17 protein-coding genes are annotated in these 18664 nt (G+C 64.4%); 12 read left to right on the forward strand and 5 right to left on the reverse strand.

Features of this window, described 5'->3' with window-relative positions; all coding sequences use genetic code 11:
* Positions 1-7 precede the first annotated feature (7 nt).
* The gene (locus NKL04_RS27180) at positions 8-862 is read right to left on the reverse strand and encodes a mechanosensitive ion channel family protein (protein WP_023736854.1); all 855 of its coding nucleotides are present in this window, start codon (positions 860-862) and stop codon (positions 8-10) included.
* 241 nt (positions 863-1103) lie between these two features.
* On the opposite strand from NKL04_RS27180, the gene rsfS reads away from it, so the two are divergent.
* From rsfS to NKL04_RS27220, 8 genes are all read left to right on the forward strand, one after another.
* Entirely contained in the window at positions 1104-1481 is a 378-nt protein-coding gene (gene rsfS, locus NKL04_RS27185; RefSeq protein ID WP_023668698.1) for a ribosome silencing factor, read from the forward strand.
* A 62-nt stretch (positions 1482-1543) separates the two neighbouring features.
* Positions 1544-2026, forward strand: a complete 483-nt coding sequence (rlmH, locus tag NKL04_RS27190) for a 23S rRNA (pseudouridine(1915)-N(3))-methyltransferase RlmH (protein WP_023700243.1) — start codon at positions 1544-1546, stop codon at positions 2024-2026.
* Between the two features lie 122 nt (positions 2027-2148).
* Positions 2149-3507, forward strand: a complete 1359-nt coding sequence (locus NKL04_RS27195; RefSeq protein WP_352724658.1) for a murein hydrolase activator EnvC family protein — start codon at positions 2149-2151, stop codon at positions 3505-3507.
* 1 nt (position 3508) lies between these two features.
* Positions 3509-4834 (forward strand): S41 family peptidase, encoded by a 1326-nt coding sequence (locus NKL04_RS27200; protein ID WP_023668701.1) that lies wholly within the window; start codon positions 3509-3511, stop codon positions 4832-4834.
* A gap of 183 nt (positions 4835-5017) precedes the next feature.
* Positions 5018-6199: a divergent polysaccharide deacetylase family protein gene (locus NKL04_RS27205; RefSeq protein WP_023700244.1), complete on the forward strand. Its 1182-nt coding sequence runs from the start codon at positions 5018-5020 to the stop codon at positions 6197-6199.
* 2 nt (positions 6200-6201) lie between these two features.
* Entirely contained in the window at positions 6202-6717 is a 516-nt protein-coding gene (locus tag NKL04_RS27210; protein WP_023700245.1) for an RNA pyrophosphohydrolase, read from the forward strand.
* A 271-nt stretch (positions 6718-6988) separates the two neighbouring features.
* A complete protein-coding gene (alr, locus tag NKL04_RS27215) occupies positions 6989-8098 on the forward strand; it encodes an alanine racemase (RefSeq protein WP_031209187.1) in 1110 nt (369 codons plus the stop codon).
* Between the two features lie 93 nt (positions 8099-8191).
* Positions 8192-9448: a D-amino acid dehydrogenase gene (locus NKL04_RS27220; RefSeq protein ID WP_023688912.1), complete on the forward strand. Its 1257-nt coding sequence runs from the start codon at positions 8192-8194 to the stop codon at positions 9446-9448.
* A 101-nt stretch (positions 9449-9549) separates the two neighbouring features.
* Here the strand turns inward: NKL04_RS27220 and NKL04_RS27225 are convergent, their stop codons facing one another.
* The 3 genes from NKL04_RS27225 to NKL04_RS27235 form a co-directional block, all read right to left on the reverse strand.
* Positions 9550-11700, reverse strand: a complete 2151-nt coding sequence (locus tag NKL04_RS27225) for a phospholipase D-like domain-containing protein (RefSeq protein WP_023700247.1) — start codon at positions 11698-11700, stop codon at positions 9550-9552.
* The gene (locus NKL04_RS27230) at positions 11697-12137 is read right to left on the reverse strand and encodes a phospholipase A2 family protein (RefSeq protein ID WP_023700248.1); all 441 of its coding nucleotides are present in this window, start codon (positions 12135-12137) and stop codon (positions 11697-11699) included. Before NKL04_RS27230 ends, NKL04_RS27225 begins: the two co-directional genes overlap by 4 nt.
* Positions 12138-12260: 123 nt before the next feature.
* Positions 12261-13142 (reverse strand): LysR family transcriptional regulator, encoded by an 882-nt coding sequence (locus NKL04_RS27235; RefSeq protein WP_023693153.1) that lies wholly within the window; start codon positions 13140-13142, stop codon positions 12261-12263.
* A gap of 364 nt (positions 13143-13506) precedes the next feature.
* Here NKL04_RS27235 and NKL04_RS27240 point away from each other — a divergent pair, with 364 nt between their 5' ends.
* Together NKL04_RS27240 and NKL04_RS27245 are read left to right on the forward strand one after the other, a co-directional pair.
* Entirely contained in the window at positions 13507-15003 is a 1497-nt protein-coding gene (locus NKL04_RS27240; protein WP_023684131.1) for a CoA-acylating methylmalonate-semialdehyde dehydrogenase, read from the forward strand.
* A 202-nt stretch (positions 15004-15205) separates the two neighbouring features.
* Positions 15206-15505, forward strand: a complete 300-nt coding sequence (locus NKL04_RS27245; RefSeq protein ID WP_023684132.1) for a hypothetical protein — start codon at positions 15206-15208, stop codon at positions 15503-15505.
* A gap of 36 nt (positions 15506-15541) precedes the next feature.
* Here the strand turns inward: NKL04_RS27245 and NKL04_RS27250 are convergent, their stop codons facing one another.
* Positions 15542-16231: a GntR family transcriptional regulator gene (locus tag NKL04_RS27250; RefSeq protein ID WP_050589759.1), complete on the reverse strand. Its 690-nt coding sequence runs from the start codon at positions 16229-16231 to the stop codon at positions 15542-15544.
* Between the two features lie 69 nt (positions 16232-16300).
* Between NKL04_RS27250 and NKL04_RS27255 the strand changes: the two genes are divergently transcribed.
* Together NKL04_RS27255 and NKL04_RS27260 are read left to right on the forward strand one after the other, a co-directional pair.
* Complete coding sequence (locus NKL04_RS27255; protein ID WP_023700249.1) at positions 16301-17194, forward strand: dihydrodipicolinate synthase family protein; 894 nt, start codon at positions 16301-16303, stop codon at positions 17192-17194.
* A 287-nt stretch (positions 17195-17481) separates the two neighbouring features.
* A complete protein-coding gene (locus NKL04_RS27260; protein ID WP_245271364.1) occupies positions 17482-18663 on the forward strand; it encodes an NAD(P)/FAD-dependent oxidoreductase in 1182 nt (393 codons plus the stop codon).
* Position 18664: the final 1 nt, after the last annotated feature.

Genomic DNA, 18664 nt, shown 5'->3' on the forward strand with positions numbered 1-18664 from the left:
ACAGCTCCTACTGCCTGGTGGCGGCAGTTTCCTGTCGAGCCTCCGGCGGAGGTGCGGGAACCGAAATGGCTTCGGCGTCGAACGCCTGCTTGACGCGTTTGGTGAGATCGATCTGGGTGGCGAAGAAATCCGCCGCCGTGGTCCAGTAGCGCAAGGTGATGGCGACGCTGGCATCGCCCACCGTGGCGACGAAGGCGATCGGCGCCGGCTCTCGCTTGACGCGGCGCTCGCCGCCGGCAACGCCCAGCATGGTTTTCTGCGCCAGGTCGATGTCGTTCCAGGAGCCGATGCTCAGCGTGATGTCTCCGCGGCGCACACCGTTGCGGGTAAAATTGCGCACCGGCTGGTTCCACAGCGTCGAATTGGGCGCCAGCACATAGACGCCGTCTGTCGTGCGGAGCTTGGTGGCGAACAGGCCGATTTCCTCGACGGTGCCGGAAATGGCGCCGACCTCGACATATTCGCCGATGCGGAATGGCCTGAGCGCCAGAAGCATGATGCCTGCGGCGATGTTCTGCAGCGTGCCTTGCAGCGCCAGGCCGATTGCCAGCCCGATGGCGCCGATGGCGGCGATGATCGAGGCCGTCTGAACGCCGAACTGGCCGAGCACCATGATGACCACCAGGATCAGGATGGCGTAGCGCACGATCTTCGAGAAGAAATGGCGCAGCGTCGCGTCGAAACCATGGATATGGCCGAGGCCGGCTGAGATCGATCGTTCTGCGAGCCCGGCGACGAGATAGCCGACGACCAGCAGGATGATGGCGCCGATGGCGGAGAAGGAATAGGAAACGATCAGCGTGCTGAGTTGCGCAAGGCCAGCCTGCACGGTGAGCAGCGTGTTCTGGGGGTCGATTGGCATCAGGAAAATCCGTTTGGGGGGTGTGTCGATAACCCCTGCCGCGGCCATGGGTTCCGATTTTTCTCAAGGCTCCGGAACCGGAAGTCGTGCACTGCGTTCGCGGTGGCAGGGCCTCCCGTCTTGAAACTGCAAGGGAACTCTGCCTATCTATAGGGTGTCACCTGATTTCGTGGGTGATTTGGTTGTTCTTGCTGCGAAAGGAAATACACTGAGAACAGCATTGCGGAAGAAGGCTGACATCATGCCTTCGCCGGCCAGGATCAGCGTAGATGACGCCGTGTCCCGTGCCATCAAGACAGTCCTTGCCAGTCTGGAAGACTCCAAGGCCGAAAATATTGTCTCAATCGACATTCAGCGGAAATCGAGCCTCGGCGACTATATGGTCATCGCGTCGGGCCGGTCGCACCGTCATGTCTCGGCTGTCGCCGACCACCTGCTCAAGGCGCTCAAGGATGCCGGTCTCGGCACGGCGCGCGTCGAGGGGCTGTCCGGCGCCGACTGGGTCCTGATCGATTCAGGCGACATCATCGTCCATGTCTTCCGCCCAGAAGTCCGCGAATTCTACAATCTTGAAAAGATGTGGCAGGCGCCGGACCTCGAGGAAGAGACCTTGCACTGAGCTCCGTCTCATGTCGTAACCATCCTGGGTGCGACATGGATTGAAAGCTCGCCGAGGCAGGGATGAAGATAGCAGTTCATGCCGTGGGCCGGATGAAGGCCGGCCCCGATAGAGAACTCGCCGACCGCTATTTCGAGCGTTTCGCCAAGAGCGGCCCGGCGATCGGGTTCGAATTCTCTGGTGTCGCCGAGATCGCCGAGGGACGAGCCCAGAACGCCAATGAGCGCCGCCGCGAGGAAGGCCAGAAGCTGCAGGCACAGTTGCAGCCGGGCACGGCGCTGTTCCTGCTCGACGAACGCGGCAAGAACCTGTCCTCAGACGATTTCGCCAACCGTATCGGCCAGTTGCGCGACGGCGGCCGCAAGGCGCTGGTCATCGCCATTGGCGGCGCCGACGGGCACGACCAGTCGGTTCGCGACCAGGCTGAGCTGATAGTCTCGTTCGGCGCGGCGACCTGGCCGCACCAACTGGTGCGCGTCATGCTGGGCGAGCAGCTCTATCGGGCGGCAACGATTCTTTCGGGACATCCCTACCACCGTTCGTAAATCACTGGGTGGTGGGTCAATCGTCCGGATTTCCGCCCCAATGCGCGGCTGTTTTGTGCTAGGCTTCGGTTCGATCATGGTTGATGGTTCGTTAACGAAGCCACGCATAGAGTCGGGCTTCAATGGCTGACAACGGGAAATTACGAACGGGCTTCCGGCACGCGCGCTGCGGCATCGCTGCAGCGGTGGTTTTGCTTTCGCTCGGGCTTGCGCGGGCCGAAAATACGCTGGACGTGGCGCCCGACCCCGATCTGAGCCGTGCCGAATATGAGAAGGTGTCGGCCGAGATCACGCTGTCGTCCGAACGGCTGGCCAAGCTCGCCGCCGACATTGCTTCGGTCAAGAAGGACCATGCCTCGATCACCGCGGCGCTTATCCAGTCGGCGATGACCGAGCAGAAGCTCGGCCAGGACATCGAGGATATCGGCGCCAGGCTCGAAGGACTGAAGGGCGAGGAACAGAAGATCCGTGTCTCGCTGGCGGCGCGGCGCGACGTGCTGGCCGAGGTGCTGGGCGCGCTGCAGCGCATGGGGCTCAATCCGCCGCCGGCGATCCTGGTCAAGCCGGAAGACGCGCTGTCGTCGGTGCGCAGCGCCATCCTGCTCGGCGCAGTGGTGCCGGAACTGCGCCAGCAGACCGACAAATTGCTGGCCGACCTCAGGGAACAGACCCGGGTGACGGCCTCGATCGAGGCCGAGCGGACGCGGCTGACGGCGGCGGTCGGCGAGCAGACGGCGGAAAAGAAACGCCTCTCCATGCTGCTCGAAGCCAAGCAGAAGCTCGAGGCGGACACCTGGACGGCGATGGCCGCTGAAAAGCAGCGGTCCCATGCGCTTGCGGCCAAGGCCGGCAGCCTGAAAGAGCTGATCGCTTCGCTTGAAGCCGACAAGAGCCGCAAGGCGGCGGATGCCGTCAAGGCAGGCGAACAGAAAGCGGCCGACAGCGATAAGCCGGACGCCGATAACGCCGATGCAGGCACAACCGCGTCGACGGAGCTGGCTTCGCTGCCCGTGCCGGAAGGCAACCGCCTCACCGCCGCCGCGCCGTTTTCGGCACTTCAGGGACAAGTCTCGCTGCCGGTCACCGGCAAGATCAAGCTGCGTTTCGGGGCCGATGACGGTAACGGCGCGGTGATGCTTGGCGACATGGTTGCGACACAATCGGGAGCCATCGTCACGGCACCGGCGGACGGAAATGTGCTTTATGCGGGGCCTTTTCGCTCCTATGGTCAACTCTTGATCCTCAATGCGGGAGACGGCTATCATGTCGTCCTGGCGGGGATGAGCAGAATCAGCGTCGCGTCTGGCCAGTCGGTGCTCGCAGGAGAGCCGGTCGGCGCGATGGGAGAGGCCCGGGTGGCAAGCACCTCGGCCTCGAAGAATGGAAATGCCACGCCGGAACTCTATGTCGAGTTCCGCAAGGATGGAAAACCCGTCGATCCGACCCCATGGTGGGCGGACCGCTTCTCTGGAAGGACGTGAAATGATGCGGAAACTGTCGCTTCTTATTGCCGGTGCGCTGATGGGCGCGTCAGCGATGAGCCTGGTCTATGGCGCGCCCGGCTCGACGGCGAACGCTGCAGGCTCCGAGACCTACAAGCAACTGGCGATCTTCGGCGACATCTTCGAGCGCGTGCGGGCGCAGTATGTGACGCCGCCGGACGACAAGTCGCTGGTCGAAAACGCCATCAACGGCATGCTCACCTCGCTCGACCCGCACTCCTCCTACATGAATGCCGAGCAGGCGCAGGACATGCGCGTGCAGACCAAGGGTGAGTTCGGCGGCCTCGGCATCGAGGTCACCATGGAGAACGACCTGGTCAAGGTGATCACGCCGATCGACGACACCCCGGCTGCCAAGGCAGGCGTGCTGGCCGGCGACTATATCGCCAAGATCGACGGCCAAGAGGTTCGCGGCCTGACGCTCAACGATGCGGTCGAAAAGATGCGCGGCCTGGTCAATACGCCGATCAAGCTGACGATCCTGCGCCAGGGCGCCGACAAGCCGATCGAGCTGACGGTGGTGCGCGATATCATCAAGGTCAAGGCGGTCAAGTTCCGGGTCGAGAACGACATCGGCTACATGAAGATCACCTCCTTCACCGAAAAGACCTATGACGACCTCGAGAACGCCATCGACACCATCAAGAAGCAGGTGCCGAACGACAAGCTCAAGGGCTATGTGCTCGATCTCAGGCTCAACCCGGGCGGCCTGCTCGACCAGGCGGTGAGCGTGTCCGACGCCTTCCTCGACCGTGGCGAGATCGTCTCGACCCGCGGCCGCGACCCGAAGGACGTCACACGCTTCGACGCCAAGGCAGGCGACGACATCGGCGCCAAGCCGCTGATCGTGCTCGTCAATGGCGGTTCGGCCAGCGCCTCCGAGATCGTCGCCGGCGCGCTGCAGGACCTGCGCCGCGCCACAGTGGTCGGCACGCAGTCATTCGGCAAGGGCTCGGTGCAGACCATCATCCCGCTTGGCGAGAACGGCGCGCTGCGCCTGACGACGGCGCTCTATTACACGCCGTCCGGCAAGTCGATCCAGGGCAAGGGCATCACGCCCGACATCAAGGTCGACCAGCCGCTGCCGCCCGAACTGCAGGGCAGGGACCTGACGCGCGGTGAATCTGACCTCAAGGGCCACATCAAGGGCGCCGACGAGAGCGATACCGGTTCGGGCTCGGCTGCCTATGTGCCGCCGGATCCGAAGGACGATCTGCAGCTGATCTATGCCGAACAGCTGCTGCGCGGCCAGAAGACCGACCCGGCATTCCCGCCGAATCCGGAGAAGGCAGTGCTTAACCAGTAAAATCGACTGGTAGCTCTGGCTGCCCAATCGAAGCGATGCAATGCTGCCGGGACCGTGAGGTTCCGGCAGTTTGATTCGGGGGCAGCTGGGCGCTGCGCCTCAAAAGGCGCAGGGGACGCGCCGTCAGTTTTGGATCTGCGCATGGCGAAAAGATTTCGCTGATCACGCGCCCGGGGATGCGGCTTGGCTGACGTCGGCAAGGACATCGAACGCCCGCTCGGACAGACCGTCCGACCGCGTGCCGCGTCGCGCGGGATCAGCGCTGGCGCCGTCGCGGCGACGCTGGTCGTGCTGGCCGCGGTCGGCATCTCCGGCGCGATCGCGCTGCGCGAGAAGCCGTTCCGCAAACCGGAAGCAATCGCGGTCTCGACGCCGAAGGTGACGGCGGCGGCCGAGCCCGCGGCCGCAGCGCCCACTGCTCAAGCGACGGCGGCAGCGCCGAAGGCGGAAACGCCCAAGGCCAGCGGTCCGCAGATCATCCATGTGCAGTCCCAGGAGGGTGATGGCCCGCCCAATGCAGCCATCGTCATCCACGACCCGTCGACGATCGGCCAGAACCTGAAGATCGCGCATATCCCCGACAGGGCGCTGATCGAGGCCAGCGACACCGGCCCGTTGCCGGTTCGCGCCGCTGACGGCCGGCGGCCGTTCGATGTCTATGCGCGGCCGTGGTCGGGTTCGCGTGGCGCTCGAGTGGCAATCGTCATCGGCGGGCTTGCCGTGTCGCAGACCGGCACGCAGGCCGCGATCGCCAAGCTGCCGGCCGAAGTGACGCTGGCTTTTGCGCCGCAAGGCAACAGCATCGGCCGCTGGATGCAGGCGGCACGGCAGAGCGGGCATGAGGTGGTCATGCAGGTGCCGCTCGAACCGTTCGACTATCCCAACGTCAATCCCGGCCGCAACACGCTGACGGTGGCGGCAAGCCAGGACGACAATCTGAAGAATCTGCGCTGGGCGCTGTCGCGGACCACCAACTATACCGGCGTCATGAACTATATGGGGGCGCGCTTTTCGGCCGACGCAACGGCGATGGGGCCGTTCATGGCCGAGCTTGGCAAGCGCGGCCTTGCCTATGTCGATGACGGCTCGTCCGCGCGGAGCCTGGCGTCCGATCTCGCCTTGAAGGACGGTGTGCCGTTCGTCGCCGGCGATACGGCAATCGACGCCGTGCAGGACCGCGGCGCCATCCTGAAAAAGCTCGACGCGCTGGAAGCGACCGCGCGTGCCAAAGGCTCCGCCGTCGGCATCGGCTCGGCCTTCGACCTCACCGTCGATACCGTGGCGTCCTGGGTGGTCCAAGCAAAAAAGCGCGGCATCGAGATCGTGCCGATCTCGGCGGTGGCCATCGACCCGGAAAAAGGCTGATCATGACGAAGAAACCTGTCGACCCCGAGACGCTGCCATACCGCCCCTGTGTCGGGCTGATGATCCTCAATGGCGACGGGCTGGTCTGGGTCGGGCACCGCATCGCCGAGCCGGACAGCGAATTCGCCGGCACCACGCAGCTCTGGCAGATGCCGCAAGGTGGCATCGACGAGGGCGAGGAGCCGCTGCAGGCGGCCGGGCGCGAGCTCTATGAAGAGACCGGCATGCGCTCGGTCACGCTGCTGGCCGAGGCGCCGCACTGGATCAATTACGACCTGCCGCCCGATCTGGTCGGCATAGCCCTCAAGGGGCGTTATCGCGGCCAGACGCAGAAATGGTTCGCCTACCGCTTTCACGGCGAGGCCAGCGAGATCCAGATCAATCCGCCGCCCGGCGGCCACACCGCCGAATTCGATGAATGGGCATGGCGGCCAATGCAGGACCTGCCCGATCTGATAGTGCCGTTCAAACGTAACGTCTATGAGGATGTGGTGGCGACGTTCCGTCATCTTGCCTAGCTGGATGTGACGGTTCGCACGGCACCTGATTCGTGCTTTATTGATCGGGACACCCGCAGCCACGAGATCCATATGAACGACGCCGGGCAATGGCCTCTTAGCGCAGCGTATGGGCTGCCCCTCACCTGCCTGCCGGCTTTCGTCACTCGAAAAGCCAAGCAGTTGGCTTTTCGTCCGCCTTACGCGGACCGCTCTTCAACTCCCCGTACAGGGCCGGGGAGAAATATCCGGCAGGACAATGAGGGGCAGCGCCGACTTCGTCGGATCTGCGATGCATAAAGCCAAAGATACCATCAGCGAAGCGGCGGCCGGCGCCATTCTCACCATCGATCTCGGCGCGGTCAGGGAGAATTACCGGCGGCTGAAGGCAAAGCTCGGCGGCGTGCGCTACGCCGGCGTCGTCAAGGCCGACGGTTACGGGCTCGGCGCGCGGCAAGTGGCGGCGGCACTGGTTGCCGAAGGCTGCGACAGCTTCTTTGTCGCGCATCTCACCGAGGGTGTCGCGCTGCGCGACGCACTCGGACCGAAGCTGGAAATCCATGTGCTGAACGGCCTGCCGCCGGGCTCGGAACCTGAAGCGGTGGCCGCCGACCTTGTTCCCGTCATCAACAGCACCGGGCAACTGAAGGCGTGGAGCGAGGCAGGCCAAAAGGCCGGCCGCAAGCTCAAGGCCGCCATCCAGGTCGACAGCGGCATGTCGCGGCTGGGCATGGCGCCGGCAGAGGTCGAGGCGCTTACGGCCGATGCTTTCGCCGGCGTCGATGTCGTCCTCGTCATGAGCCATCTGGCCCGCGCCGACGAGCCGGGCAATCCGGCCAATGACGCGCAGCTCAAAGAGTTCGAACGGCTGCGCAAAATGCTGCCCAAGGCGCCGGCGTCGCTCGACAATTCCTCCGGCATCTTTCTTGGGCCGCGCTATCAGTACGACCTCGCGCGTCCGGGCGCTGCGCTCTACGGCATCAATCCGACGCCTGATGAGGCGAACCCGATGCTGCCGGTGGTGCGGCTCGAGGCAAAGATCATCCAGACACGCGGCATCGATAAGGGCGCGGGCGTCGGCTACGGACATGCGTTTCTGGCCAGCGGTCCCTTGCGCGCGGCCACGATCTCGCTCGGCTATGCCGATGGCTGGCACCGGCGCGCGGCTTCGGCTGCCTGGCTCGACGGCGTGCGACTGCCCTTTGTCGGGCGGGTGTCGATGGATTCGATCATACTCGACATCTCGGCCCTGCCGGCCGGCCGGCTGCGCGAGGGCGACCTTGTCGAACTCCTGGGCCCCTCGCAGAGCGTCGATGACGCCGCCGGTCATGCCGGCACGATCGGTTATGAAATCCTGACCAGTCTCGGCCCCCGCTTCCACCGCCGCTATATCAACGAATAGAGCCGCGACACGCCGCCCCTTGGCGGACGCCGCAGAATCCGGCAGACAGGAGGCGGCGGCCCTCTGACGGAAGTCGTCGTGGAGAGTGATGCGATGAAGATCTTCGTGTTGGGCGGCGGCGTTATCGGGGTCACCACTGCCTATTATCTCGCTGAGGCCGGCCACGAGGTGACGGTGTTCGACCGCCAGAAAGGGCCGGCGCTGGAAACCAGCTTCGCCAATGCCGGCGAGATCTCGCCGGGCTATGCTTCGCCCTGGGCCGGCCCCGGCATTCCGCTGAAGGCAATCAAGTGGCTGTTGATGAAGCACGGCCCGCTGGTGGTGCGGCCGGCCTTCGATCCGTATATGTGGACATGGCTCATCAAGATGCTGCGCAATTGCACCGCGGATCGCTATGCCATCAACAAGGCGCGCATGGTGCCGCTCGCCGAATACAGCCGCGACACGCTGAAGGCGCTGCGCGAGGCGACCGGCATCGCTTATGATGAGCGGACCAAGGGCACGCTGCAGCTGTTTCGCACGCAAAAGCAGCTCGACGGCACCGGCGGCGATGTAGAGGTGCTGAAGAAATATGGCGTTCCCTACGAGTTGCTCGATCCCGAAGGCTGCATTGGCGCCGAACCTGCGCTGGCCGGCGTGCGGGAAAAGTTTGTCGGCGGGCTGAGATTGCCCGGCGACGAAACTGGCGACTGCAAGATGTTCACCGATCGGCTGGCCGAGCTCTGCGTGGCGCGCGGCGTCACGTTCGAGTACGGTACGCAGATCCGGCGCTTCTCCAAGAACCGCAATCGCATCGTCAGCGTCGGCACCGACCAGCGCTCGCGCGCGGCCGACGCTTATGTGCTGGCGCTGGGCAGCTATTCGGCGCGCTTCATGCGCCTGCTCAGGCGCCCGATCCCGGTCTATCCGGTCAAGGGCTATTCGATCACCGTTCCGATCAAGGACGCGGCCGCCGCCCCGGTGTCGACGGTAATGGACGAAACCTACAAGGTGGCGATCACCAGGCTCGGCGACCGCATCCGCGTCGGCGGCACGGCGGAGATTTCCGGCTTCGATCTCAGGCTGCATGAATCGCGCCGGCGCACCCTCGAACATTCGGTCGGCGATCTGTTCCCGGATGGCGGCGACCTCAAGGCGGCGTCCTTCTGGTGCGGGCTGCGGCCGATGACGCCGGACGGGCCGCCGCTGGTCGGCCGCACCGAGTTCTCCAACCTCTATCTCAACACCGGGCACGGCACGCTTGGCTGGACCATGGCCTGCGGCTCGGCCAAGGTGCTGTCCGACATCATCTCCAGCAAGGTGCCTGATATCGATGTGCGGGAGCTGGGGCCGGAGCGGTATTTGAGGTAGGGGTGCTTTTTAAAGCTGGCGGCCAGCACCCCTCTGTCCTACCGGACAGAGGGGTGTAAAGGATCGCTACAGAACGGCATTCCTTCAGCCTCGCCAGCCCCTCAAAACGCCTCCTTCACCCAACCCTTCGAGAACAGCCATCGGTAGGCCCACGGTATCGTCACCTTGGTCGATACCGGGTTCGAATGGGCGACATAGTCGTCATAGACCGGCTGCATCCTGGCGTAGAAGGCAGGGTCGAGCACCGTCATGCCGTTCTCCAGATCGTGGAAGAAACTGCGGTTGTTGAGATTGACCGACGAGATCGTCACCAGCCTTTCGTCGATCATCATTATCTTGGAGTGCAGCACGACATCGGGCGCCTTGAATTCGCGGATGTTGATGCGGTCGCCATATTTCTCGACGAACAGCTTGTTGAGCGCGGTCAGCAGCTTGCCGCCAATATCGCCCTTGAGGTCGATGCGGCCGACAATGTCGATCCTGACGCCGCGCGCCAGCGCCCGCTCGATGGCCAGGCTGAGCTTCGGCGTCAGATTAAGGTAGGGATTGACGATCTCGATATGGTGCCGGGCAGTGTCGATCAGCTCGACGAAATAGGTCTCGAGCGCATGGTTGTCCTCGTAGGGCACGGAAATGAAATGGCGCACCGTGCCCGGCGGGCGCCGGCTGTCGGAGCGCACCGGAATGGAGAAGGGTCTTGCGATGTTGGTGTCGGCGTCGCGCAGCCACAATGTCGAGAGATGCGCGGCCAGCGTCTCGACCGTGGCCGGGTCAGCAAACTCGATGTCGAAATCGCTCCAGTTCGAATAGTAGTTGAGCGAGAGGCCGTCGGTCTTGCCGTATTGCTCGAGGTTCGGATAGCGCGACAGGTCGATCGGCTTGTGGAACAGGAAGCCGTCATGAATGTTGCGGCCGCCGATGATGACGCGCGAGCGGGCGGGATCCTCGGCAAGTGTCGCCAGCATCTTGACGTGATGGGTCTTGTGCAGCTGTGACAGTTGCTCGTCGACCGGCGCGCCGTGGTCGGCCCGCCAGCGATATTCCTGCAACTCGACATTGGGATAATCGGCCGCCAGCCGGTGCAGCAGCGCGTCGTCCTTGTCGCGCTCCAGCACGTCTGTGACCATGATGCGCACTTTGGTGCCGAGGCCTGCGTGATGGCGGATCAGCCGCTCGATGACGCGGCCGGAAAAATCGGCCTTGAACTCCAGCGACGACAGATAGACCAGCTTGAGTTTCGGCGCGCGCGAGAAATCGAGCGGCAGTTCGGGGTCGGCCTTGTCGAAGGCGCTGTCGGGTAAAGGCGCGCCGAGCAGCGCTTCGACCTTGGCGTTAAAGCCGTCGCGCGACTTGCGTAACAGGCGCGGTGACCCGAGCGGCAGCGAACAGCTCTGCGACAGCCAGCGGCCGGCGTAAAAGACGCTGGCAAGCTTATCCAGGCGGGATGGATCGGGCACTGGACAACGCTCGTAGCGGCTGTCGAGCGCGGCTATCGCCGGATAGGCAACCTCTTCGCGCAGGATGGTGAGCGGGGCGCCTGCCGGCGCCAGACTGGAGCTGAGCTTGAGGCTGCAACGGTTCAAACCATCGCTGGGGAACAGGCTGGCGGTTTGCCCGGCCGACAGGCGGAGGCGGAAGGCGGCACCGCTCGCCACGCTGCGCGAGCCACCGCCGGCGCGAATCGCCAGCGCCCCGTCGCAGGCGCCAGATATCTCAACCGGCTGCTTTCCCGCCTGGCGCATCACGATCTCGATCGAGCGCGCCTGCAGGCCGGAAAAGCTGAACGTCTTTGGCGCGGAGGGCCGCGCGGCGGCGTTGACATAGAGCGTCTGCCGCGACACGCGCCAACGGCCGTTGAAATGGCCTTCGCCGGTGCCCCTACCTGCCGGCATCTGTTCGGCGCTAACCGGCTTCGCCAGCTGTTCCAGCGTCCGGTAGGTGGCCTGGAAATCGCGGTTGGCGATGGCGTGGCGGTCATGGCCGAACGGACCGGTGCCGTTCGCCCTGTCGATGGCGCCGATCTGGTTGTGGGCGAGCAGCGCCAGGAACTGCCTTTCATAGTCGCTGGCACCGGCATCGCCGAAAAACGCTGCTGCTGCAGTCTGCGGTCCGGGCGTGCCGGCCGATACCGACGGCCGGCCGCAATCCTTCGCATCGGGGAAGAAATCGCAGCTGTGCCGGATCGGGGCGGCGCAACCGACAAGGGCCGCCAGCCCCAGCCCGGCCAGAGCCAGGCAGATGGCGCGGTTCATCCCGTGGCCCCGTTCATCGTCTTCAGCTCAGCCGGGTCGCGCGGCGGCATAAAGCCTTGCGGAAAGACCTTGCAGACGGGAAGTGCGAAAGTGGCGATCAAAAGCTCGGCCTCGCCGCGCACCTTTTTCGGCGCTGTCTTGTCATCACGGATCGCCTTTGCCGAGGCGACGAGCGCGGCGTCGCAGTCGCAATGATTATGGCGCGCGATGTAGCAGGCGTCATGGATTTGGCAGGCGCTGTCGAGGCGATTGACAGGGCGAGCCGAGAGGTCGCCGGTGCGGGTGCCGGGACCGCAGTAATTGCCGAAGACGAAAGGCGACGGGCGGGCCATTGCGATGCGGACCGGCTTGGGCAGTTCGGCTTCCGGAACTGCGGTCCATGGATTGGCGCAGGCGGAAAGCGCGACAAGCGGCAAGATGGCGAGCACCGCTCGCATTTTGATCCGCACCAGCTTTGCAAAAAAGTGTCCCACCCGGCGCAGCCAATCCCTAATGATAGGCGACATCGCGCTTGTTGCCACACTGGCCGATTTTGTGGCGAAGGCAAGGCGGCGCGGCCATCAGACAAACAGCCCGCGCTCTCTCTCGACCGCCTTGGTGATGAAGTTGGCGACGATCTGCACGCGGCGCAGCGGCCGGACCGATTCATGATAGACCAGCCAGTAGGCGCGGCGGATCGGCGTCACGATGTCGACGGGGATCAGCTCCGGCATCGAGCGGGCGACAAAGGTGTGCAAGATGCCGATGCCAGCGCCCGACCGCACCGCTTCGGCCTGGCCCAGCGCTGAGGAGATGGCGAAGCTGGTGCGCCAGTCCGGGCTGAACTCTGCCGCATAGTCGAGCGACGGGCTGACGATCAGGTCTGGGACATAGCCGATCAGCGTATGCTGGCCGAGTTCGGCAGCGGTTTCGGGTAAGCCGTGCGCCTGCGCATAGGCGCGCGAGGCAAACAGGCCGAGTGTGTAGTCGACCAGCTTTCCCGCCACCAGCCTGCCTTCGCTCGGCCGCTCGACGGTGATGGCGATGTCGGCCTCGCGCCGCGACAGCGAGAAGGAGCGCGGCACCGGCACCAGTTGGATGGTGAGTTCGCGGTGCAGCGCGGTCAGCGCGCCAAGACGCGTGGCGAGGAATGCGACGCCAAACCCGTCGGGCGCGCCGATGCGCACGGTGCCTGAGATATCGTCGCCTTCGCCCGACACGGCGGAGCGCGCGGCGATCATGTCGGCTTCCATGCGCTCGGCAATGTCGAGAAAGCGCTGGCCGGCCGGCGTCAGCTCGCTGCCGGTGGTAAGCCGGCGAAACAGTTTTGTCCGTAACGCATCCTCAAGCGCTGCGATGCGGCGCGAGACGGTGGCGTGATTGAGTTCCAGCCGCTTGGCGGCGCCAAGGATCTGCCCGGCGCGGGCCACGGCGAGGAAGATGCGGACGTCATCCCAGTTCATGGGGGTGGTCCGGGCTAGCGGCGAACGCGGCGTTCCCGCCCACCCCCCTCTGGCCTGCCGGCCATCTCCCCCGCAAGGAGGGAGATTGGCAGCTCCGCCACCTGCGTCTCTTTTGCTGCGTTGAAGATTTGCGAAGGCGGCGGCCACATCTGATCTCCCCCTTGCGGGGGAGATGTCCGGCAGGACAGAGGGGGGTGTGACGGAGCGCAACCTTCGGGCCTTTCAGCAATCTGTAATTTGCGGCAATTAATGCACACTCGTCCTTCGTTGTCTATTTCTTGCACAACGGTTGCGTTTCCCCTCGCGTTGCCTTCGCGCCTGCAAAGGCGTTGAATGCTTCATCACAAACTCAGGGAGAGAAACCATGATCGAATACGGTCATTTCATCGGCGGCAAGCATGTCGCCGGGACCAGCGGGCGCAAGCAGGACGTCATGCAGCCCATGGACGGCTCGGTGCGCGGCACGGTGGCGCTGGCGTCGCCGGCGGAACTGCGTGCGGCTGTGCTGAACGCCAAGGAAGCACAGATCAAATGGGCTGCGACCAACCCGCAGCGGCGTGTGCGCGTGCTGATGAAGTTTCTTGAACTGGTTGCTCGCGACTATGACGAACTGGCCGATCTCCTGGCGCGCGAGCACGGCAAGACCATCGCCGACGCCAAGGGCGACATCCAGCGCGGCCTCGAAGTGGTCGAAGTCTGCATCGGTGCGCCTCACATGATGAAGGGCGAGTTCACCGACGGCGCCGGCCCCGGCATCGATGTCTATTCGATGCGCCAGCCGCTTGGCGTCGTTGCCGGCATCACCCCGTTCAATTTCCCGGCGATGATCCCGTTGTGGAAGATTGCCCCGGCGCTGGCCTGCGGCAACGCCTTTATCCTGAAGCCTTCCGAGCGTGACCCTGGCGTGCCGATGCGCATCGCCGAACTGTTCCTCGAGGCTGGCCTGCCGGCTGGCGTTCTCAACGTCGTCAATGGCGACAAGGATGTCGTCGACGCCATCCTCGACGATCCTGATATCAAGGCTATCGGCTTTGTCGGCTCGACGCCGATCGCGCATTACATCTACTCGCGCGGCACGGCCGCGGGAAAACGCGTGCAGTGCTTCGGCGGCGCCAAGAACCACATGATCATCATGCCCGATGCCGACATGGACCAGACCGTCGACGCGCTGATCGGCGCGGGCTACGGCTCGGCCGGCGAGCGCTGCATGGCGATCTCGGTTGCCGTTCCCGTCGGCAACGACACCGCCAACCGGCTGATGGAAAAGCTGATCCCGCGTGTCGAAAGCCTCAAGGTCGGCCCGTCGACGGATTCGTCCGCCGATTTCGGCCCGCTGGTGACGGCGCAGGCATTGGAACGCGTCAAGGGTTATGTCGACACCGGCGTCAAGGAAGGCGCCAAGCTGGTCGTCGATGGCCGCGGCTTCTCCATGCAGGGCTACGAGGATGGCTACTATATGGGCGGCTGCCTGTTCGACAATGTGACCGCTGACATGCGCATCTACAAGGAAGAGATCTTTGGTCCGGTGCTGTCGGTGGTGCGTGCGCCGACCTATGAGAGCGCCATCAAGCTCGCCAACGATCATGAGATGGGCAATGGCGTGGCCATCTTCACCCGTGACGGGGATGCTGCTCGTGATTTTGCTTCGCGCGTCCAGGTCGGCATGGTCGGCATCAACGTGCCGATCCCAGTTCCGATCGCTTACTACACGTTCGGCGGCTGGAAGGCGTCGTCCTTCGGCGACCTCAACCAGCATGGTCCGGACGCGTTCCGCTTCTACACCAAGACCAAGACGGTGACCTCGCGCTGGCCCTCCGGCGTCAAGGACGGTGCCGAGTTCGTCATCCCGACGATGAACTGACCGGACGATTTCGAAGATCGGCAAGAAGGCCCGGGTTCAACGTCCCGGGCCTTTCTTTGTACGAAACCGACATTGGCGATCACGTTCAAGCGATGGAACCAAGAGCCTGTCATCTGCCTTAAATTGCATTCCTGCCGTGTGCAGGCCATCAAAATAGCGCCGGTTGCAGCCGGGGTTCTCGTCTGGCGCAAGGAGGTGTCAGATGACACGACGTCTTGTGGCGGCGATATTCTTTGCGGTGTTCGCGATGTCCGGCATCGCCGAGGCCAAAGCCGATCAATGCGCGGCGCGGACCGACTTGGTCAAGGCGCTCGGCGAGAAGTTCCACGAAAACCAAGCCGCTCGTGGCCTGGTGAACCCGAATGTGGTGCTTGAGATATTCGTCTCCGACCAGGGCACCTGGACCATCCTGGCCACCGACACACACGGCCAAAGCTGCATCATCACGGCTGGCGAAGGCTGGGACGGGGCGACCATGGCCGCAGTCTTGCCGGGCACCTGATAAAAACCGGTCGGAAGTCTGGAGCAGAGACGGAGTTCAGCGTGTGGCGGCCACTTCGGCATGGCCGCGCAGCAGTGCCATAAGGCGTTTGGCGTCCTTGGCGGCAGCCTCTTCGTCACCAGCCAGGATCGAGCGGATTAGCGCGACGTGGTGCTCAGCCGATTCGGCCAGTCCTGTGTCGGCCCTGTAGCGGAACCAGAAGCGGCGGCTGTGGGTCTGCAGGGGCGCGGCCAGACGGGCCGCAAACGGGTTGTCGGCGGCCATCGCCAAGGCCTCGTCGAGCGCCTTGTCGGCCTGGATGAAGGCCAGCACATTGCCCGAGATGACGGCCTTCTGCATGGCAAGGGCTGCCTCATGAAACAGGTCGGCGGCCTCACGGGTGACGAAGCGGGCGGCCGAGCGCGCCAGCACCACCTCGACGCCGCGCCTGGCATCCAGCACGCGCAGCCAGTCGCCGGGATGAAGCGGGGCAATGGCGATGCCGGCGCGTGGCCTGACATCCAGCAGTCCTTCCCAGGCGAGGCGCTGGATCGCTTCGCGCACCGGCGTGCGTCCTAGCGCCAGCTTCTCGATGAGGGCGCCTTCGGTGACAAAGCTCGCCGGCGCCAGTTCCAACGTCACGATCATATGCTCGAGTACATGGTAGGCCTTGGCGGCGGCCGGCTCGGGGTATGCTGTCTCACTGGATATCAAAGGTGGGCTCCTGATATATCTCACATATATCATAACGAATTCCGCGTTGACAGCCGGTTTTCAAATAGATATACGGCTGATATATCAGATGGAGAGACGATCATGTGGACCGGAGTTTTCCCCGCCGTCACGACCAAGTTTACTGATGACGACCGCCTCGATCATGCCGAGATGGAGCGCTGCTTTGCTTTGCAGATGGAGGCAGGCTGCGACGGTATCATCGTCTGCGGTTCGCTCGGCGAAGGGCCGATGCTGTCGCATGACGAGAAGATCGAGGTGCTGAAGACTGCCCAGAAAGTTGCAGGCAACAAGCCGGTGCTGCTGACGGTCAACGAGGCGGGCACCCGCGAGGCGGCGAGCATCGCAAAGCGCGCGAGCCGGGAAGGCGCCAACGGGCTGATGGTGGTACCGAGCCCGATCTATCACACCAACCCGGAAGAGACGGTCGCCGCCTTGCGCGCCGTCGCTCAGGCCGGCGACCTGCCGGTGATGATCTACTCCAACCGCCTCGCCTACCGCGTCGACGTCACCGTCGACCAGATGGAGGAACTGGCCGCCGACAAGCGCTTCGTCGCCATCAAGGAGTCCTCCGACGACATCCGCCGCTCGACAGAGATCATCAACCGCTTCGGCGACCGCTACGATTTGTTCACCGGCGTCGACAATCTCGCCTTCGAGGCGCTGTCGGTGGGCGCCATCGGCTGGGTGGCGGGTCTGGTCGTCGCCTTCCCGCGCGAGACCGTCGCCATCTACCAGCTGATGAAGCAGGGCCGCCGCGAGGAGGCGCTTTCGATCTACCGCTGGTTCCGGCCGCTGCTCGATCTCGATGTCTCGACCTATCTGGTCCAAAACATCAAGCTTGCCGAAGTGCTCGCGATCGACACAAATGACCGCGTGCGCATGCCGCGCCAGCCGCTGTCGGGCGAGCGCCGCAAAGCGGTCGAGAAGATCGTCAAGGACGCGCTGGCGGTACGGCCGAAGCTGCCGCAGTTCTGAAGGCTTTCTTCTCCCCGTGCACGTGCACGGGGAGAAGATGGCGGCAGCCAGATGAGGGGCAGCGCCGACGTGCAAGGAAATTCCAGGGACACAGAGGAGGGCCGCCGCCCCTCATCCGCCCTTCGGGCCCCGCAGCCCTTCGCTGGCGCTCCGGGCGTTCGTCGTTCGGAAAGCCAAGCAGTCGGCTTTTCCACCGCTTCGCGGACCACTCCTCACCCCGTGAACGGGGAGAAGGGGTAGATATCGCCATTGTCGGTGGCGGCATTGTCGGCATCTGCGCGGCGGCCATGCTGGCCGAGGCCGGGCGCAGCGTCACGGTCTTCGACCGCACCGGCATCTGCGAGGAGACGAGCTCCGGCAATGCCGCCGCCTTCGCCTTCTCCGACGTGCTGCCGCTGGCGCACAAGGGCATGATGCGGCACTTGCCGAAATGGCTTGCCGATCCGCTCGGGCCACTCAGCATCCCGCCGGCCTACTTGCCGAAGCTGTTGCCTTGGCTGTTGCGCTTCTGGCGCGCTGGCGCACCAGAAAAATATGAGGCGAGCCTTGCTGCTCAGGCAGGCATGATGAAGCTCGCCGAGGCTGAATGGATGGGCCTGCTCGACCGTTCCGGCACGCGGCTGATGCTGCGCGAGGACGGCTCGCTGGAGCTTTATGAAAGCGAGGCCGAATTTCAGGCCGGGCTGCCGGGCTGGGCGGCGCGCGAGCGCTTCGGCATCGGCTTTCGCCATGTCGAAGGCGACGAACTGGCGCGGCTGCAGCCGGGACTGTCGCCGCGCTTCATCAAGGGCACCTTCGTGCCGGGCTGGAAGACCGTCGCCGATCCGAAACTGCTCGGCAAGGGGGTGTGGGCCTATGCCGAAAGGCTGGGCGCGCGTTTCGAAAAGGCGCGCATAGAGCGCGTCGCCGCCAATCCTGATGGCGCGACGCTGACGCTGACGGACGGCACGACCAGGCAGGCAAGACATCTTGTCGTGGCCGCCGGGGCATGGTCGCATCTGCTGACGAAGGCGCTTGGCGACACCATCCCGCTCGAAACCGAGCGCGGCTACAACACGACACTGCCGAAGACCGCTTTCGACGTGCAGCGGATGCTGATCTTTTCCGGCCATGGCTTCGTCATCACGCCACTCGAGACGGGCTTGCGCGTCGGCGGCGCCGTCGAGTTGGGCGGTCTCGACCGGCCGCCGAATTTTGCGCGTTCGAAGGCCATGCTGGAAAAAGCCAGACAATTCCTTCCGGGGCTGGACGCGTCAGGTGGCCGCGAGTGGATGGGGTGTCGCCCGTCGCTGCCGGATTCGTTGCCCGTCATCGGCACGGCGCGCACCGCGTCCAACGTCGTCTACGCCTTTGGCCATGGCCATCTCGGCCTGACCCAGGCGGCGGCCAGCGGCCGCTTGATCCGCGATCTTGTTCTCGGGCAAACTTCGCCGATCGATCTTGCTCCCTTCAGCCCGCAACGGTTTTGAG

This window comes from Mesorhizobium sp. C264A, from assembly GCF_040324515.1.
Lineage (GTDB): Bacteria > Pseudomonadota > Alphaproteobacteria > Rhizobiales > Rhizobiaceae > Mesorhizobium.

Coding starts and splice junctions, on each gene's coding strand:
- rsfS (WP_023668698.1), top strand. CDS start 1,104: ATGCCTTCGCCGGCCAGGATCAGCGTAGATGACGCCGTGTCCCGTGCC.
- alr (WP_031209187.1), top strand. CDS start 6,989: ATGCATAAAGCCAAAGATACCATCAGCGAAGCGGCGGCCGGCGCCATT.
- rlmH (WP_023700243.1), top strand. CDS start 1,544: ATGAAGATAGCAGTTCATGCCGTGGGCCGGATGAAGGCCGGCCCCGAT.
- NKL04_RS27235 (WP_023693153.1), bottom strand. CDS start 13,142: ATGAACTGGGATGACGTCCGCATCTTCCTCGCCGTGGCCCGCGCCGGG.
- NKL04_RS27245 (WP_023684132.1), top strand. CDS start 15,206: ATGACACGACGTCTTGTGGCGGCGATATTCTTTGCGGTGTTCGCGATG.
- NKL04_RS27200 (WP_023668701.1), top strand. CDS start 3,509: ATGATGCGGAAACTGTCGCTTCTTATTGCCGGTGCGCTGATGGGCGCG.
- NKL04_RS27180 (WP_023736854.1), bottom strand. CDS start 862: ATGCCAATCGACCCCCAGAACACGCTGCTCACCGTGCAGGCTGGCCTT.
- NKL04_RS27220 (WP_023688912.1), top strand. CDS start 8,192: ATGAAGATCTTCGTGTTGGGCGGCGGCGTTATCGGGGTCACCACTGCC.
- NKL04_RS27225 (WP_023700247.1), bottom strand. CDS start 11,700: ATGAACCGCGCCATCTGCCTGGCTCTGGCCGGGCTGGGGCTGGCGGCC.
- NKL04_RS27195 (WP_352724658.1), top strand. CDS start 2,149: ATGGCTGACAACGGGAAATTACGAACGGGCTTCCGGCACGCGCGCTGC.
- NKL04_RS27260 (WP_245271364.1), top strand. CDS start 17,482: ATGCTGGCCGAGGCCGGGCGCAGCGTCACGGTCTTCGACCGCACCGGC.
- NKL04_RS27230 (WP_023700248.1), bottom strand. CDS start 12,137: ATGCGAGCGGTGCTCGCCATCTTGCCGCTTGTCGCGCTTTCCGCCTGC.
- NKL04_RS27250 (WP_050589759.1), bottom strand. CDS start 16,231: ATGATATATGTGAGATATATCAGGAGCCCACCTTTGATATCCAGTGAG.
- NKL04_RS27210 (WP_023700245.1), top strand. CDS start 6,202: ATGACGAAGAAACCTGTCGACCCCGAGACGCTGCCATACCGCCCCTGT.
- NKL04_RS27255 (WP_023700249.1), top strand. CDS start 16,301: ATGTGGACCGGAGTTTTCCCCGCCGTCACGACCAAGTTTACTGATGAC.
- NKL04_RS27240 (WP_023684131.1), top strand. CDS start 13,507: ATGATCGAATACGGTCATTTCATCGGCGGCAAGCATGTCGCCGGGACC.